Below are 14,139 nucleotides of genomic sequence, written 5' to 3' on the forward strand. Positions count from 1 at the left end.
CCAGCACCCGTCAACCAATCACGCGCTTGAACGGCGGCAGGGCGTCGATGATGCGCTTGCCGTAGCGGCGGGTCAGCAGCCGCGAATCAAGAATGACCACGCGGCCGGTGTCGGTGGAGGTGCGGATCAGGCGGCCGGCGAACTGGGTCAGCGTGCGCAGCGCATGCGGAATGGCGATCAGGTTGAACGCATTGAGCCCGCGCCCCTCGAACCATTCGCTGAGCGTGGCGGTCTGCGGGTCGGTCGGCACCGCGAACGGCACCTGGGTGATCACCACCGTGGTGCAGGCTTCACCTGGCAGGTCGAGGCCTTCGCCGAACGAATTCAGCCCGAACAGCACCGAGCCTTCACCCGCCGCGACACGGCGCAGGTGCTCGTCGATCAGGCGGGTCTTGGACATCTCGCCCTGCACCAGCACCTGCTTGCGGCGCGCGGCCGACATCAGGCCAGCCACCTTCTCCATCTTCCAGCGCGAGGTGAACAGCACCATCGAGCCCTTGGCCCAATCCAGCTCGGTGTCGAGGTAGCGTGCCACTTCGCGCGGATGGCCTTCGCGGTCATCCGGCGTGACCGGGAACTTCGGCACGATCAGCTCGGCCTGGTTGGGCAGGTCGAACGGCGACGACAGCGAAACCATCTCGGCCTCTTCGGGAATGCCGTTGTCGATCGCCAGCGATTGGAAATCGCCACCGCCGGTCAGCGTCGCCGAGGTCATCACCACCGAATCCACTTCATCCCACAGCAGCTTGCGCAGCACGTGCGCGGCCGACACCGGCGAGCCGTGCAGCACCAGGTCGCCGTCGCGGGTGGCGGTGACCCAGCGCGCCATCGGCGGCGCGCCGTCCTTGTCCTCGCGGCGCCAGGCCTGCCACAGGTTGTACTGCTGCTCGATCATTTCCAGCGCCATGCCCAGGTTGCGCTGCAGGCGCTCGCGCGCGGCATCGTCCGGCTTGCCCTTGGCGACCTGCGCGGTGGCGGCATGCGCCCAGTTGTAGAGGCTGCGGGTATCGTCAGCCAGCGCTTCGATCGGCTCGCGCCAGGCGTCGGGCAGTCGCCCATTCGCCGCGCGCCACATCGGCTCTTCGTCCGCCGGCGCCGGCATCCACACGCGCTCGATATGATCGCGGAACGCGCGCAGCTGCTTGGCCACGTTGCTGGCCACTTCGATCGCTTCGTTCGGCAGCAGGTTGCCGAGGCGGTCCTTGTCGACCGCGCGGTAGGCACCGGCGATCAGGATCTGCAGGCGGCCGGTGCGCTTGGCCATTTCATCCAGCGCCAGGCTGGCCGCGCCCTGGTCGATCGCCACGTTGCCGATGTGATGGCCTTCGTCCAGCACCAGCAGCATGTCCGACGGCGGCGCGATCAACGGCTGGCCGTTGTCGCTGTCGCCGATCGACAGCGCCGACAGCAGCAGCGCGTGGTTGGTAACGACGATCTGCGCATCACGCACGGTGTTGCGCGAACGCAGCACCGCACACTGCGCCGAATAGGCACAGCGGCGCCCGGCGCAGCCCGAGGCCGGCGTGGTGATGCGGCTGCGCAGGCCGGGGCTGATGGTCTCCGGTGCGTTGTCGATGTCGCCATCCCAGCTGCCGCTGGTGAAGGCGTCGGTCAGGCGCTTGGCGATGTCCATTTCGATCGGCGCCAGCGGCCGATCAAACAGCGGCGCGTCATCCTCGAACATGCCGCCCTGCGCGCCCTCACCCTGTGCCTCGGCAGCATTGCGCGTGCACAGATAGCGGGTGCGGCCTTTGGCCAGCGCCACGGTCGCTTCCAGGCCGGTGGCCTTGAGGAAATTCGGGATATCGCGCTCGACCAGCTGCGACTGCAGCGCCACGGTACCGGTGCTGATCACCAGCTTCTTCTTGCTGGCCAGCGCAATGGGTACGCCCGCGGTGAGGTAGCCCAGGCTCTTGCCGACGCCGGTGGGCGCCTCGACCACGCCGACGCCGCCGCTTTTCGACAGCGCGCGCGACACCACGCCGATCATCTGGCTCTGCGAACGGCGGGTGGAGAAGCCGGGGGTATTGGCCTGCAGCGTCGTGTACGCCTTGCGGATCGCATCCTTCAAGGTGTCATCGAGCGTGCGCGGAGCGGCAACGGTTTCGGTCACGCCGGGAAGTACCGTGGCTGGATCAGGCCGGTCATTGTCGCATGGCCGGCCACGTTCACCGCCGCTGGCACCCTGAACGGGCCAGCGACGACGCCTGGCGGCGGTCACGGTCCGGTGGCCGGACCGCTCAGGGGCCAGATACGCCGGGCATGACCCGGCGCTGCCGCTCAGGCCGCCGGGATCGTACGGCTACGCAGCAGGCGCACCAGTGCCCAGACCAGCAGCACCACGCCGATGGCCTCGACCATTGCCAGGGCGAAATGCAGCACGCCGAGGATGGTGCCCATGCCCGAGATGACGCTGAAGTTGCCACTGCTGACCAGCCACATCGGCAGGACACCCGCCGCCAGGCCGCCCAGGCTGGACAGCAGCAACAGCCCCAGGCCGACCAGGGCGCCGGTGCGGGTGGCATCGCGCGGTGCGCCGACCACCCAGACCAGGCCGATGCACAGCGCGATCAGCACCGGCAGGCGCACGCCGACCATGCTCAGCACGGTCACCATCAACGTTGTGCTGTCCATCGATCAGTCCTCGCCGGCCAGCACCGCCGCGCCCTGGCGCAGCGACTGGTAGATCTCGTCGGTCTGAGGGCGCACGCCATGCCACTGCAGGAAGCTCTCGGCCGCCTGTTCGACCAGCATGCCCAGGCCATCCACGGTATTGCGGCAGTTCGCCGCACGTGCCCAGGCCAGGAAGGCGATGGCGGCCTCGCCGTAGTTCAGGTCGACGGCGGTGGTCATCGAATTGACCAGCGACAGCGGCAGCTTGAACTCGACGTCGCGGTCGCGGCCGGCCGAGGTGGCATTGACGATCAGTTCGAAGTCGCCCAGATCACGCAGGTCTTCCCAGTAGCGGCTGATCGCGCGGCCCGGTTCGCCCATCGCGTCGATCAGTTCATCGGCGCGTTCCGGCGTGCGGTTGACCACCACCAGCTCGGTGATGCCGGCATCGAGGAAGGCCGGGGCGACGCTGCGCGCGGAGCCACCGGCACCGATCAGCAGCATGCGGCGGCCACGCAGGTCCAGGCCATGACGGTCGGTCAGGTCACGCACCAGGCCGATGCCATCGGTGGTGTCGCCATGCCAGCGGTCGCCCTTGCGCAGCAGCGTGTTCACCGAGCCGGCGCGGCGCGCACGTGCGGTCAGGGTGGAGCACACCGAGAACGCAGCCTCCTTGTGCGGCGAGGTGACGTTGGCGCCGACACCGCCGTCGGCGGCGAAGGCTTCCAGGCCGGCCAGGAATGCATCCGGGGCCAGGTCGATCGCGCGGTAATCCACCGCGATGCCTTCCTGGCGACCGAACGTCGCGTGGATCTGCGGCGACTTCGAGTGGGCAACGGGGTGTCCGAAGACGGCGTAACGGTCGGTCATGGAATCCTCAAGCTGGCTAGACTGATGCTCTTTCGTGCACGGACCCGGATGATGCGCATCACCCCGCCCCTGCTGGTGCTTGCCGCCAGTCTACTCTCTGCCCCCGTGGCGATGGCGTTGAACGAGTACGGCATCGAAGGCATGGGCGTGGTCTCCACCCGTGCCGACGAGGGCCGCGCCACGATCAGTCCCGATGGCCAGCGCATCGTCTTTGCCCGCCGCGGTGAGGCTGGCTGGGGCCTGTGGGAGGCGCGCGTGGTCGGCGGCCGCTGGCAGCAGGCGCAGGCCCTGCCGGTAGGCGTGGCCGGTGAGGTCCGTGATCCCTACTTCAGCCGTGACGGCCGCTGGCTGCTGTTCGCGGCCGGCCGCGAGGGCAGGCTGGCGCTGTACCGCGCCGCAGTCTCCGCCGATGGCCAGCTGGGCAAGGCGCAGCATTTGGCGGGCGACGGTGACCGCCGCGAAGAGCGCGGACCAGCCCTGAGCGTGGATGGCAAGCGGCTGTTGTTCACCCGCCAGCAGGGTCGCGGCGCGGGCTGGGACCTGTTCGTGGCGTCATTGGACGCGCAGGGCGTGCGTGGCCCAGCCACCGCGTTGGCCGCGTTGAACAGCGCCGACGACGAGACCGACGGCGACTGGCTGGGCAACGACGGCGCCGTGGTATTCAGTCGTGGCAGCGGCGCGACCGCGCAGGTGTGGAGCAGCGGCTGTGCGTGGACCGGCGCGGCGCTGCAGCCATTGGGGCTGTCATTCAACCAGGCCGGCGGCTGGACCGGCGCGCCGGTGATCGACAACGCCAAGCCGGGCGAGATGATGGTTGCCAGCAGTGCGGCGAAGGCGCCACGTGCCGGTGGCGTGGATGTGTACCGGTTGGCGGTGCCGAAGGTGGCGGCGGTTGCGGGGTGCGTGCCTGCCGCCCGGTAGATGCCAACCTTGGTTGGCATGCGGGAAAGTGCCAACCAAGGTTGGCACCCACCCGTCAGCGCGACAACACCTTCGCGCGCTGCTGCTCGTACTCGACTTCGCTCAACTGGCCGTTGTCCTTGCGCTGGTTCAGCGCGGCCAGCTCGGCCTGCACGCTCTCCGGCAGGGCCTGCTCACGGGCCACGTGGCGGGCGGCGGAGAGCTGCTCCGGCGGGCGCTTGCCCGCGCGCCATGCGGCGATGAAGACACCGACGATGATGGCGCCGAACACCAGCGTACCGATGCCCCAGATCAACCATTGCATCCATCCCAGTTCGGGTCCCATCGCGCAGTCCTCCGTCTATCGTGGCGCTATTGTCAGCGCTCGCGCAGCCATCGCGCCACCTGCGGCGCGAAATAGGTCAGCACGCCGTCGGCACCGGCCCGCTTGAAGCCCAGCAGCGACTCCAGCACGCAGGCGCGCTCGTCCAGCCAGCCGTTGGCGAAGGCGGCCTTCATCATCGCGTACTCGCCACTCACCTGATAGGCGAAGGTCGGCACGCCGAACGTCTCCTTCACCCGGCGCACCAGGTCCAGGTACGGCATGCCCGGCTTGACCATCACCATGTCGGCGCCCTCTTCCAGGTCCAGCGCGATCTCGCGCAGGGCCTCGTCGCCGTTGGCCGGGTCCATCTGGTAGGTCTTCTTGTCGGCCTTGCCGAGGCTGGCCGCGCTGCCCACTGCATCACGGAACGGACCGTAGAACGCCGAGGCGTACTTGGCCGAGTACGCCATGATGCGCACATTGATGTGGTTGCCGGCATCCAGCGCACGGCGGATCGCGCCGATGCGGCCGTCCATCATGTCCGACGGCGAGACGATGTCCACACCGGCCTCGGCGTGCGACACCGACTGCTTGACCAGCGCTTCGACCGTGATGTCGTTCAGCACATAGCCCTTGTCATCGATGATGCCGTCCTGGCCGTGGGTGGTGTACGGGTCCAGCGCCACGTCGGTCATCACTCCCAGCTCCGGGAAGCGCGACTTCAGCGCGCGGATCGCACGCTGCGCCAGACCGTCCTCGGCCCACGCCGCCGATGCATCCAGCGACTTCAGCGACGGGTCGATCACCGGGAACAGGTCGATCACCGGAATGCCCAGCTCCAGCGCTTCTTCGGCCACCTTCAGCAGCTCTTCGATCGACAGCCGCTCCACGCCCGGCATCGACGGCACTGCGGTGCGGCCGGCCAGTTCGTGCACGAACACCGGGTAGATCAGGTCGTCGGTGGTCAGCGTGTTCTCGCGCATCAGGCGGCGCGAGAACTCGTCATGGCGCATGCGGCGCGGGCGGTAAAGCGGGTGGGACATGGCAGGCTCCGAGGAGTGGCTATTGCAACAGGTAGCCCTGCGGCAGCAGGGGTTCGGGCAATGGGCGTTCGCCGAGCGCGTCGAGCTGGTCGATCTCGATCGTGCGCACCAGCGCGTCCAGCGGCAGGTCATTCGGCTCCAGGCCGAACGGGTCTTCCATTTCTTCGCCCAGCTGGTCCAGGCCGAAGAAGGCATAGGCCAGCACCGCCGACAGCACCGGCGTGCCCCAGCCCAGCGAACTGGCCAGGCCGAACGGCAGCAGCACGCAGAACATCCACGCGCAGCGGTGCAGCAGCAGGGTGTAGGCGAACGGCAGCGGGGTGGTGAGGATGCGCTCGCAGCCGGCCTGGATCGACGACATCGCGTGCAGGCGCTCTTCCAGCTGGGTGTAGAGGATCGGGTCGAGGTCACCGGCGCGCAGGGCTTGGGCCAACTCGGCCGCGATCATCGACAGCAGCGCGTCGGGCACGTTCTCACGCTGCCCGAGTTGTTCGCGCTGGCGCTTGTCCAGCCACGGCAGGGCCATCAGCGCCACGATGCGCCCGCGCAGGCGACCGGCCAATGCATGGGCGAAGGCGGTGGTGAGATAGGCGATGCGGCGGCGACGGCCGGTGTCATCGGCCAGCAGCAGGTTCACCTGGCGGGCCAGCGAGCGCGATTCGTAGACCAGCTGGCCCCACAGCTTGCGGCCTTCCCACCAGCGCTCGTAGCAGGCGCTGTTGCGGAAGCTGAGGAAGATCGACAGCACCAGGCCAAGCAGGGTGAACGGCGTGACCGACACGCGTTCGATGCCGGTGGGCGGCGCCAGCTCGACCACCGCGGCCACGGCGATGGACAGGATCAGGATGGCCAGCACCTTGGGCGCGATCGCTTTGACGATCGAACCGCGCAGGATGTACAGCAATTGCCAGCCGTGGGGACGGGGTCGGATGATCATGGGGCAGCCGCGCCGGGCGCGGATTCACAGGCACGCGGGGGGCTCGCGCAGCCATTCATTGTACGCCCCTGCCCGGCCACCGGCCGTGCGCCTGCGACGCCCTGTCGCACCCGGGCGCGGGCTCAGATCACGCCGCCACCCAGGCCGAGGCGGAGGATGCCCACCACCACCACGATGCCGTTCAGGACCAGGCCGGCCCAGGCCCGGCCACGCTTGCTCGGGTGGGTGAACAGGATGCCCAGCGCTGCGATGACTGCGCCCACCGCAGCGAACGGGATCAGGAACCAGTTGCCCCAGCCGAGCAGTGGAATCAGCGCCAGGATCATCCACAACAGCGCCAGTACGCCCCACAACAGACTGATCACACCCATGCCGCTCTCCCGCAGTTGGTTCCTGCCCCAACCATAGACGTTCCCGCTGCCGCCGCCTACTGCCATTGGCGGGGCTGTCACCCGCACCGTGCTAGCGTGCTGCCGTGCGTGCCCTGGCCCGGGTGTTGGCGCCGATTCAGAGTGGCCCGCCGATGATCGCAACCAGTCCTACAGGGGTCGTGCCATGAACATCCGTTGGGCCGCGTTGGCGGCCATCCTGCTGGTCGCCGCTGGCTGTGCCAGCACCTCCAAGGTGATGCTGGGCCGCGCCCGCGCACCGATCGATCCGGCGCTGGTGCAGATCTATTCGACGCCACCGGCCGGTTCCCAGGAAATCGCCCAGCTGGAATCGGCGTCCGCCGTCGGCTTCGGCACCCAGGGCCAGACCGATGCCGCCGTGGCCCGCCTGAAGCGCGAGGCCGCCGCGCTCGGCGCCAATGGCGTGGTGCTGATGGGTGTGGGCAGCAGTGGCTCGCCGGTGGGCATGTCGGTGGGCGCCGGCACGTTCGGTTCGCACGTCGGTGGCGGCGTCGGCATCGGTATTCCGACGACGCAGAAGCGCGCCGCCGGCGTCGCCATCTGGGTGCCGAATCCGGCACCGCCAGCGCGGTTGCCGACACAGGTGATCACCCCGCAGCGGTGACGCAGCAGCGTCACCGCTGGTAGCGCCGGGCCATGCCCGGCGTCTCTCCCGCTGCGCTCGCCGGGTATGGCCCGGCGCTACCGATTATTTCTGCCGGTACTTCGGCACGAACACCTTGTTCACCGCATCGGCGAGCTGGTCCGGCGGCAGCAGGCCCTGGTCGAGCAGGAAGTTGTTGAACGCCAGGCGGTCAAACTTCGCGCCCAGTGCCAGCTCGGTCTGCATGCGCAGCTCCAGGATGCGGGTGTAGCCGTAGAAGTAGCTGCCGGCCTGGCCCGGCATGCGCACCATGTAGCGGTCCAGCTCCTGGGTGGCCATCGCCTTGGACAGGCCGACCTGCTCCATCAGCACGCGCTCGCCGTTGGCGCGATCGGTCAGGCCGAGGTTGAGCATCGGGTCCAGCATCGCGCGCGCGGCACGCAGCAGGCGGAACTGCAGGGCGATCATCTGACCGTCCAGCGGTTCGTAGGGCACCATCTCGGCCTCGGCATACAGTGCCCAGCCTTCCACGTTCACCGAATTGAACGCGAACATGGTGCGTGCCAGCGACACGCCACGCTCGACCATCGCGGTGAACTGCAGCTCGTGACCGGGGCGGCCTTCATGCGCGCTCAGCGTCCATGCCGCCGCACCGAAGTTGAAGTCGTCGTACTGCGCGCCCGGGCCCGCTGCCGGGTTGCCCAGCGGCAGCACGAAGGTGCCCTGCTGCCCGGTGTTGTTGACCAGCGGTGCCGGCAGGAAGTGCGGCGCCGGGCTGGCCGCGCTCTCGGCGGCCGAACCCAGGCGCATCTGCATGGCACGCTTGGGTACGTCGACGATGGCGTGTTCACGGATCAGCGGGTCGATCGCATCGATCACCTTGCGATAGTGGCCTTCCAGATGGTCGTCGGCGATCTTGTCGGCCTTCAGTGCGCGGATCACCGCCACCGGGTCGCTCGGGTCGGCCACCTTCAGGCCCTTGTCCTTCGCCACCAGCGGCGCCAGCTGCTGCATCGCCGAGCGGGTTTCCATGAATTCCAGCTGCGCGCGCTGCATCAGCAGCTTCGGGTCGATATCGATACCGACCTGCTTGAGCTGGTAGGCGTACAACGGTGCCGGCAGGCGCGCGTCGGTACGCGCCTTCGGCAGCACCTCCTTGCGGGTCCAGGCGGCGTAGTCCTTCATCTGCCCGGCCAGCGCCTTCATCGCTTCATCGGCGCCGGCAATCTGGTACTTCTTCAGCAGCGACTCGATGCCGGTGATGTAGGTCTCGACGTTGTCCAGCGACTGCTGCACTTCGATCTTGGTCGGCTGCAGCAGGCTGCTGTCCTTCAGGCGTTCTTCGTAGCGCTGGCGGGCCAGCGTGGTGAACGCGGTGCCGCCCGGCTGCAGGCCGGCATAGGCCTTGAGGCGGTCAAGCGCCTTGGCCCGGCGCTCGGCCGGCACCTGATCGGACAGCAGCAGGTTGAGGCCGCTGAACACGGTCTGCGGCGCATCACTCCACGGCAGCAGGTATTTCTCGTTGAGCTCGCTGCCTTCGATGTTCTGGCTGGCGGCGTGGATCATGATCTCCAGGTCCTGGCGGACGTTGGGATCCTTCTCGGTGGCCAGCTTTGCCTTGAGTTCATCGCGGGCTTTGGCCATCGCGGCGCGATAGCGCTTGCCGTTGTCCGGGCCAAGGTCTGCGACCTTGTCGTCGTAGCCGGGAACGCCGAAGAAGCCGGTTTCCTCCGGCTGGAACGGGCCTTGTGCATCAAGCAGGATCTGCGCCAGTGCATTGCTGCGGGCAACCCAGGCCGGGCTGGCCGGAGTAGTGGCCTTGGCAGCCGGCGCGGCCAGGGCCGGCGGTGCGGACAGCAACGGGGCGGCGGTCAGGGCCAGGGCAACGGCCAATGCAATCGGCTTCATGGTGCACTCCAGGACAGGGTTGCCCGCACCCTACGCGCTCACGGCGATGGCGACAATCGGCTGGAGGTCACAACGCCGCGGTCAGCGGGCATTCGCCGCGATCACGGCAGGCCTGCAACTCGCACTCTCCCGCAGCCTCGTCGTCATCCAGTGCGGTCAGATCGAAGGTCTGCTTGTCTTCGGCCAATACATACATCACCGGGTAATCCCAGACTTCATCGCGACGGCTGCCCTGCACGAACAATCGCCCGTGCGCATGCGGTCCTTCCAGCGCAACGGTCAGGCCGACATCGCGCTGGCCATTGATCGCGGTCTGCATGCTGCCCAGCGGCATCGATTCGATATGCAGCGGCTCGCCGAAGGCTTCCACCAGTTCGATGCTGCAGCCCGCGCGACGCAGCGCTTCGCGCATCGGCGGGCTCTCGCGTGCCGCCTCGCTCCAGCGCAGCACGCTCCAGGTCACCACGCCACCTGCGCCGCCCAGCACCAGCACCACCGTCAGCGGCATCGCCCAGCGCCAATGACGGCACCACCAACCGGCGGACGTCTGTCGATGGGCGGGAATCGGTGGTGGCAGGGTCATCGGCGGGCTCCTTCCCGACTGCGGATCAGGGCTTCAGGCAACGTCCCAGGAAGGCTTCGGCCACGCGGTAGCGATGCAGGGCATCGGCGCCGGACAGGCCATGCTTGGCACCCGGGTAGGTCATCAGCTCGAACGGCTGTGCACGCTTCTGCAACGCGCTCATCAGGCTGGTCGAATTGGTGAACAGCACGTTGTCGTCGGCCATGCCGTGGATCAGCAGCAGCGGCGAGCGCAGGCCGTCGATATGGGTCAGCACGCGCGCTTCGCGGTAACCCGCTTCATTGCGCGCCGGCAGATCCATGTAGCGTTCGGTGTAATGGCTGTCATACAGGCCCCAGTCGGTCACCGGCGCACCGGCCACGCCACAGGCGTACTGGTTCGAGGCCTTGGCCAGCAGCATCAGGGTCATGTAGCCACCGTTGGACCAGCCCTGCACGCCGATGCGCGCCGGGTCCACCCACGGTTGCTGCTTCAGCCAGGTCACGCCGCGCAGCTGGTCGGTCACTTCCACCGTGCCCTGCTTGCCATACAGCGCACCACCGAAGTCACGGCCACGTCGCGGGGTGCCACGGTTGTCCAGCGAGAACACCACGTAGCCCTGCTGGGCCAGATACTGGTTGAACAGGTGGTCGCCACGGCCGGGCCAGCTGTCGGTGACGGTCTGGCTGGCCGGGCCGCCGTAGACGTACACCGCCACCGGGTAGCGCTTGGACGGATCGAAGCCGGCCGGCTTGATCAGGCTGTAGTTCAGCGGGGTCTTGCCATCGGCAGCCGTCAACGTGCCGAACTCGACCGGGCGCTGCGCATCGCGGTAGCGCGCATACGGGTGCTTGGGATCGGCCAGGTCGTTCTCCACCAGCGTAGCGATCTTCTCGCCGTTGGCGCGGAACAGTTCAATCTGCGGCGGCGTAGTGCTGTTGGACCAGCTGTCAACGTAGACGCTGGCATTGCGGGCGAACGTGGCGCTGTGCATGCCCGGCGCCCTGGACAGGCGCTGCGGCTCGCCACCCTGCAGCGACACCGCGTAGATCTGGCTTTCGCGCGAGGTCTCGATGCCGGCACGGAAGTAGGCCTTGCCGGCCTTTTCATCGACCGCCAGCAGTTCGTCCACCGGCCAGTTGCCGTGGGTCAGCGCGGTGGCCTTGCCCTTGCTATCGATGCGGTACAGGTGCTGGAAGCCGGTGCGCTCGGACGACCACAGCACGCTGCCGTCTTCCAGGAAGCGCAGGCTGTTGTGCAGCGGCACCCAGGTCGGGCTGGTCTCGTGGGCGAGCAGGCGCTGGCGGTTGGAATCGAGCGCCACTTCCACCAGGTCCAGCTGCTTCTGGTCGCGCGACTGGCGCTGGAAGCTCAGGTGCTGTGCATCGCGCCAATCGACGCGGGCCAGGTAGATGTCCTGCTCCTTGCCCAGGTCGACCCAGCGCGGCTGCGCGTCGGCGGCCGGTGCGATCACGCCCAGCTGCACGCGCACGTTGGCGTCGCCGGCGGCCGGATACCGCTGTTCAATCACATCGGTGCGGTCGGCGTAGACCTCGTAGCGCTTCTGCACCGGCACCGATGCCTCGTCGATGCGGGCAAAGGCAATGGCCGAATCATCCGGCGCCCACCAGTAACCCGTGTGGCGGTCCATCTCCTCATCGGCGACGAACTCGGCCACGCCGTTGCCGATGGTGGTGCTGCCATCACGGGTCAGCTGCAGCTGCTTGCCACTGGCCAGGTCGATCACCCACAGGTTGCGGCCGCGGATGAAGCTGACGAAGCCGCCCTTGGGCGACAGCTTGGCGTCGGTGGCGAATCCTTCACCGTGGGTCAGCTGGCGTACCGCGGCCTGGCCCTGCTGCTTGAGGTCGTACAGGTACAGCTCGCCGCCCAACGGGAACAGCAGGCGCTGCGCGTCCGGCGACCACTGGTAATCGACGATGCCGGTCATCGCGGCGATGCGCTGGCGTTCGCGGCGTGCCTTTTCCTCATCGCTGAGGGTTTCGGTGCCGGGCAGCACCACCTTGGAATCGACCAGCAGCCGGGTCTGGCCGCTGCCGATGTCGTAGGTCCACAGGTCCAGCTGGTTGCGGTCGCTGTCCTTGCCGCGCAGGAAACTGACCTGCGAACCGTCCGGCGCCACCTTCGGCTTCATCAGGGTCGGGCCGGACAACGGCAACGGGCCGGTGATGGCTTCCAGGGTCAGCTTTTCAGCGTGGGCGGCGGTTGTGGTGGCGAGCATGAGGGCGAGCGAAGCGAACAGGTGGCGCATGGAGGATCCCGGCAAACGGCAGGTCCACCCCGGCTCGGAGCACGGGGCGGTCGTTCCCCATCCTAACCAAGCCCGTGCAGGAAGGCAGCATGACCTTTTGCCCATAAGGAATGCTGACGAGTGCCGACCAACGGCCGGCACCCACCGTCCTGGGTCAACGCTGGCCGAACAGGTGCTTGCGCTCTTCGTCGCTGAGCGGCTTGCCGGCGTTGGGGTTCACCTGCTGGCGCAGGGCATAGGCGCGCTGGGTGGCCGGGCGTGCGGCGATGGCGTCGTGCCAGCGCTTGAGGTTCGGGAACGCGGCGAAATCCACCGGCAGCTTGTCGTAGGCGCCGATCCACGGATAGCTGGCCATGTCGGCGATGCTGTACGCGTCGCCGGCAAGGAAGGCGTGCTGGGCCAGGCGCTTGTCCATCACCCCGTGCAGTCGGCGCACCTCGTTGTCGTAGCGCTCGATGGCATACGGGATCTTGTCCGGCGCATACACGTTGAAGTGGCCCATCTGGCCGCTCATCGGGCCCAGGCCGGCCATCTGCCAGAACAGCCATTCCAGGGTGGTGACGCGGCCGCGCGGGTCGCTGGGCAGGAACTGGCCGGTCTTTTCGGCCAGGTACAGCAGGATCGCGCCGGACTCGAACACGCTCAGCGGGGCGCCGCCATCGGCCGGGGCGTGGTCGACGATGGCCGGCATCTTGTTGTTGGGCGAGATGGCGAGGAATTCCGGCTTGAACTGGTCGCCCGAACCGATGTTGACCGGGTGGATGCGGTACTCCAGGCCGGCTTCTTCCAGCAGCAGGGTCACTTTGTGGCCGTTCGGGGTGGGCCAGTAATACAGGTCGATCATGGCGGCGGCTCGGGGTGCGGAAAGGAACCTGAAGTCTAGTGCGTGAGTTGGGTTGGCACCGTCATGGCGGGCCGGTAACCTCGCCTCTCCCCCGCAACGCAGCATCCTCCGCATGAGTGCAAACCGCCCGCCGCTCTCCCCGCTGTCCACGCTGATCTTCGCCTCACGCTGGCTGCAGCTGCCGCTGTACCTGGGCCTGATCGTGGCGCAGTGCGTCTATGTGTTCCTGTTCGGCAAGGAACTGTGGCACCTGATCTCGCATTCGGCCTCGATGGGTGAACAGCAGATCATGCTGATCGTGCTGGGCCTGATCGACGTGGTGATGATCTCCAACCTGCTGGTGATGGTGATCGTCGGCGGCTACGAGACCTTCGTCTCGCGCCTGCGCCTGGAAGGCCACCCGGACCAGCCGGAATGGCTGAGCCACGTCAACGCCAGCGTGCTGAAGGTGAAGCTGGCGATGGCGATCATCGGCATCTCCTCAATCCACCTGTTGAAGACGTTCATCGCCAGCGGTGCGCTGGGCGGCATCCCGCTGTGCACGCCGGAGCAGATGAGCGTGGCCGCTGCCAACATCGGTGTCGCCCGCTGCTCGATGCTGACCCAGGACGGCGTGCTGTGGCAGACCATCATCCACTGCGTGTTCATCCTGTCGGCGATCGGCATCGCCTGGACCGACAAGCTGATGTCCAACAGCCACAGCAAGTCCCACGACAAGTCGCACGACCACTGAGGTCGTTGCCAGCAGCGGCATGACGCCGTTGCCCGTCCCGGCCACCACCCCTTGTACGCGGCGGTGGCCGGGATGCTAGATTGCACCCTCGCCGTTGCCGGCGGTGGCGTCGGGAAACGTCACCCTGCCGCGCCCGGAC

At 67.8% G+C, this 14,139-nt stretch carries 14 protein-coding genes; 3 read left to right on the forward strand and 11 right to left on the reverse strand.

The window, feature by feature from the left end:
* Positions 1–10: 10 nt before the first annotated feature.
* The 3 genes from dinG to aroE form a co-directional block, all read right to left on the reverse strand.
* On the reverse strand, positions 11–2,113 hold the full coding sequence (gene dinG, locus AC5QAH_RS16255) for an ATP-dependent DNA helicase DinG (protein ID WP_495232457.1): 2,103 nt from the start codon (positions 2,111–2,113) through the stop codon (positions 11–13).
* A gap of 167 nt (positions 2,114–2,280) precedes the next feature.
* Positions 2,281–2,634, reverse strand: coding sequence for a hypothetical protein (locus AC5QAH_RS16260; protein ID WP_483697443.1), 354 nt, complete (start codon positions 2,632–2,634; stop codon positions 2,281–2,283).
* A 3-nt stretch (positions 2,635–2,637) separates the two neighbouring features.
* Positions 2,638–3,483 carry a shikimate dehydrogenase gene (gene aroE, locus AC5QAH_RS16265; protein ID WP_495232458.1) on the reverse strand — a complete coding sequence of 282 codons (846 nt, stop codon included), beginning with the start codon at positions 3,481–3,483 and terminating at the stop codon, positions 2,638–2,640.
* A gap of 48 nt (positions 3,484–3,531) precedes the next feature.
* Here aroE and AC5QAH_RS16270 point away from each other — a divergent pair, with 48 nt between their 5' ends.
* Positions 3,532–4,404: a TolB family protein gene (locus tag AC5QAH_RS16270; RefSeq protein WP_495232459.1), complete on the forward strand. Its 873-nt coding sequence runs from the start codon at positions 3,532–3,534 to the stop codon at positions 4,402–4,404.
* 55 nt (positions 4,405–4,459) lie between these two features.
* Here AC5QAH_RS16270 and AC5QAH_RS16275 read toward each other — a convergent pair whose 3' ends face one another.
* The 4 genes from AC5QAH_RS16275 to AC5QAH_RS16290 all read right to left on the reverse strand — a co-directional run bounded on the left by AC5QAH_RS16275 (position 4,460) and on the right by AC5QAH_RS16290 (position 7,059).
* Entirely contained in the window at positions 4,460–4,729 is a 270-nt protein-coding gene (locus AC5QAH_RS16275; RefSeq protein WP_010482214.1) for a gas vesicle protein GvpG, read from the reverse strand.
* A 32-nt stretch (positions 4,730–4,761) separates the two neighbouring features.
* A complete protein-coding gene (hemB, locus tag AC5QAH_RS16280; RefSeq protein ID WP_010482215.1) occupies positions 4,762–5,751 on the reverse strand; it encodes a porphobilinogen synthase in 990 nt (329 codons plus the stop codon).
* Between the two features lie 19 nt (positions 5,752–5,770).
* The gene (locus AC5QAH_RS16285) at positions 5,771–6,688 is read right to left on the reverse strand and encodes a bestrophin family protein (protein WP_010482217.1); all 918 of its coding nucleotides are present in this window, start codon (positions 6,686–6,688) and stop codon (positions 5,771–5,773) included.
* Positions 6,689–6,810: 122 nt separating this feature from the next.
* The gene (locus tag AC5QAH_RS16290) at positions 6,811–7,059 is read right to left on the reverse strand and encodes a hypothetical protein (protein ID WP_006475755.1); all 249 of its coding nucleotides are present in this window, start codon (positions 7,057–7,059) and stop codon (positions 6,811–6,813) included.
* Between the two features lie 184 nt (positions 7,060–7,243).
* Between AC5QAH_RS16290 and AC5QAH_RS16295 the strand changes: the two genes are divergently transcribed.
* Positions 7,244–7,702 carry a hypothetical protein gene (locus AC5QAH_RS16295; protein WP_010482223.1) on the forward strand — a complete coding sequence of 153 codons (459 nt, stop codon included), beginning with the start codon at positions 7,244–7,246 and terminating at the stop codon, positions 7,700–7,702.
* An 84-nt stretch (positions 7,703–7,786) separates the two neighbouring features.
* On the opposite strand, the gene AC5QAH_RS16300 is transcribed toward AC5QAH_RS16295, so the two are convergent.
* The 4 genes from AC5QAH_RS16300 to AC5QAH_RS16315 all read right to left on the reverse strand — a co-directional run bounded on the left by AC5QAH_RS16300 (position 7,787) and on the right by AC5QAH_RS16315 (position 13,267).
* Positions 7,787–9,589, reverse strand: a complete 1,803-nt coding sequence (locus AC5QAH_RS16300; RefSeq protein WP_313311167.1) for a DUF885 domain-containing protein — start codon at positions 9,587–9,589, stop codon at positions 7,787–7,789.
* A 67-nt stretch (positions 9,590–9,656) separates the two neighbouring features.
* Positions 9,657–10,172 carry a cytochrome c oxidase assembly factor Coa1 family protein gene (locus tag AC5QAH_RS16305; protein WP_029379809.1) on the reverse strand — a complete coding sequence of 172 codons (516 nt, stop codon included), beginning with the start codon at positions 10,170–10,172 and terminating at the stop codon, positions 9,657–9,659.
* Positions 10,173–10,197: 25 nt separating this feature from the next.
* Positions 10,198–12,423, reverse strand: coding sequence for a S9 family peptidase (locus AC5QAH_RS16310; protein ID WP_329834328.1), 2,226 nt, complete (start codon positions 12,421–12,423; stop codon positions 10,198–10,200).
* Positions 12,424–12,577: 154 nt separating this feature from the next.
* Entirely contained in the window at positions 12,578–13,267 is a 690-nt protein-coding gene (locus AC5QAH_RS16315; RefSeq protein ID WP_010482229.1) for a glutathione binding-like protein, read from the reverse strand.
* A 112-nt stretch (positions 13,268–13,379) separates the two neighbouring features.
* Here AC5QAH_RS16315 and AC5QAH_RS16320 point away from each other — a divergent pair, with 112 nt between their 5' ends.
* A complete protein-coding gene (locus tag AC5QAH_RS16320; protein ID WP_197578091.1) occupies positions 13,380–14,000 on the forward strand; it encodes a TIGR00645 family protein in 621 nt (206 codons plus the stop codon).
* Positions 14,001–14,139: the final 139 nt, after the last annotated feature.

The sequence above is a fragment of the Stenotrophomonas sp. YJH_SMC_43 genome (genome assembly GCF_059372535.1).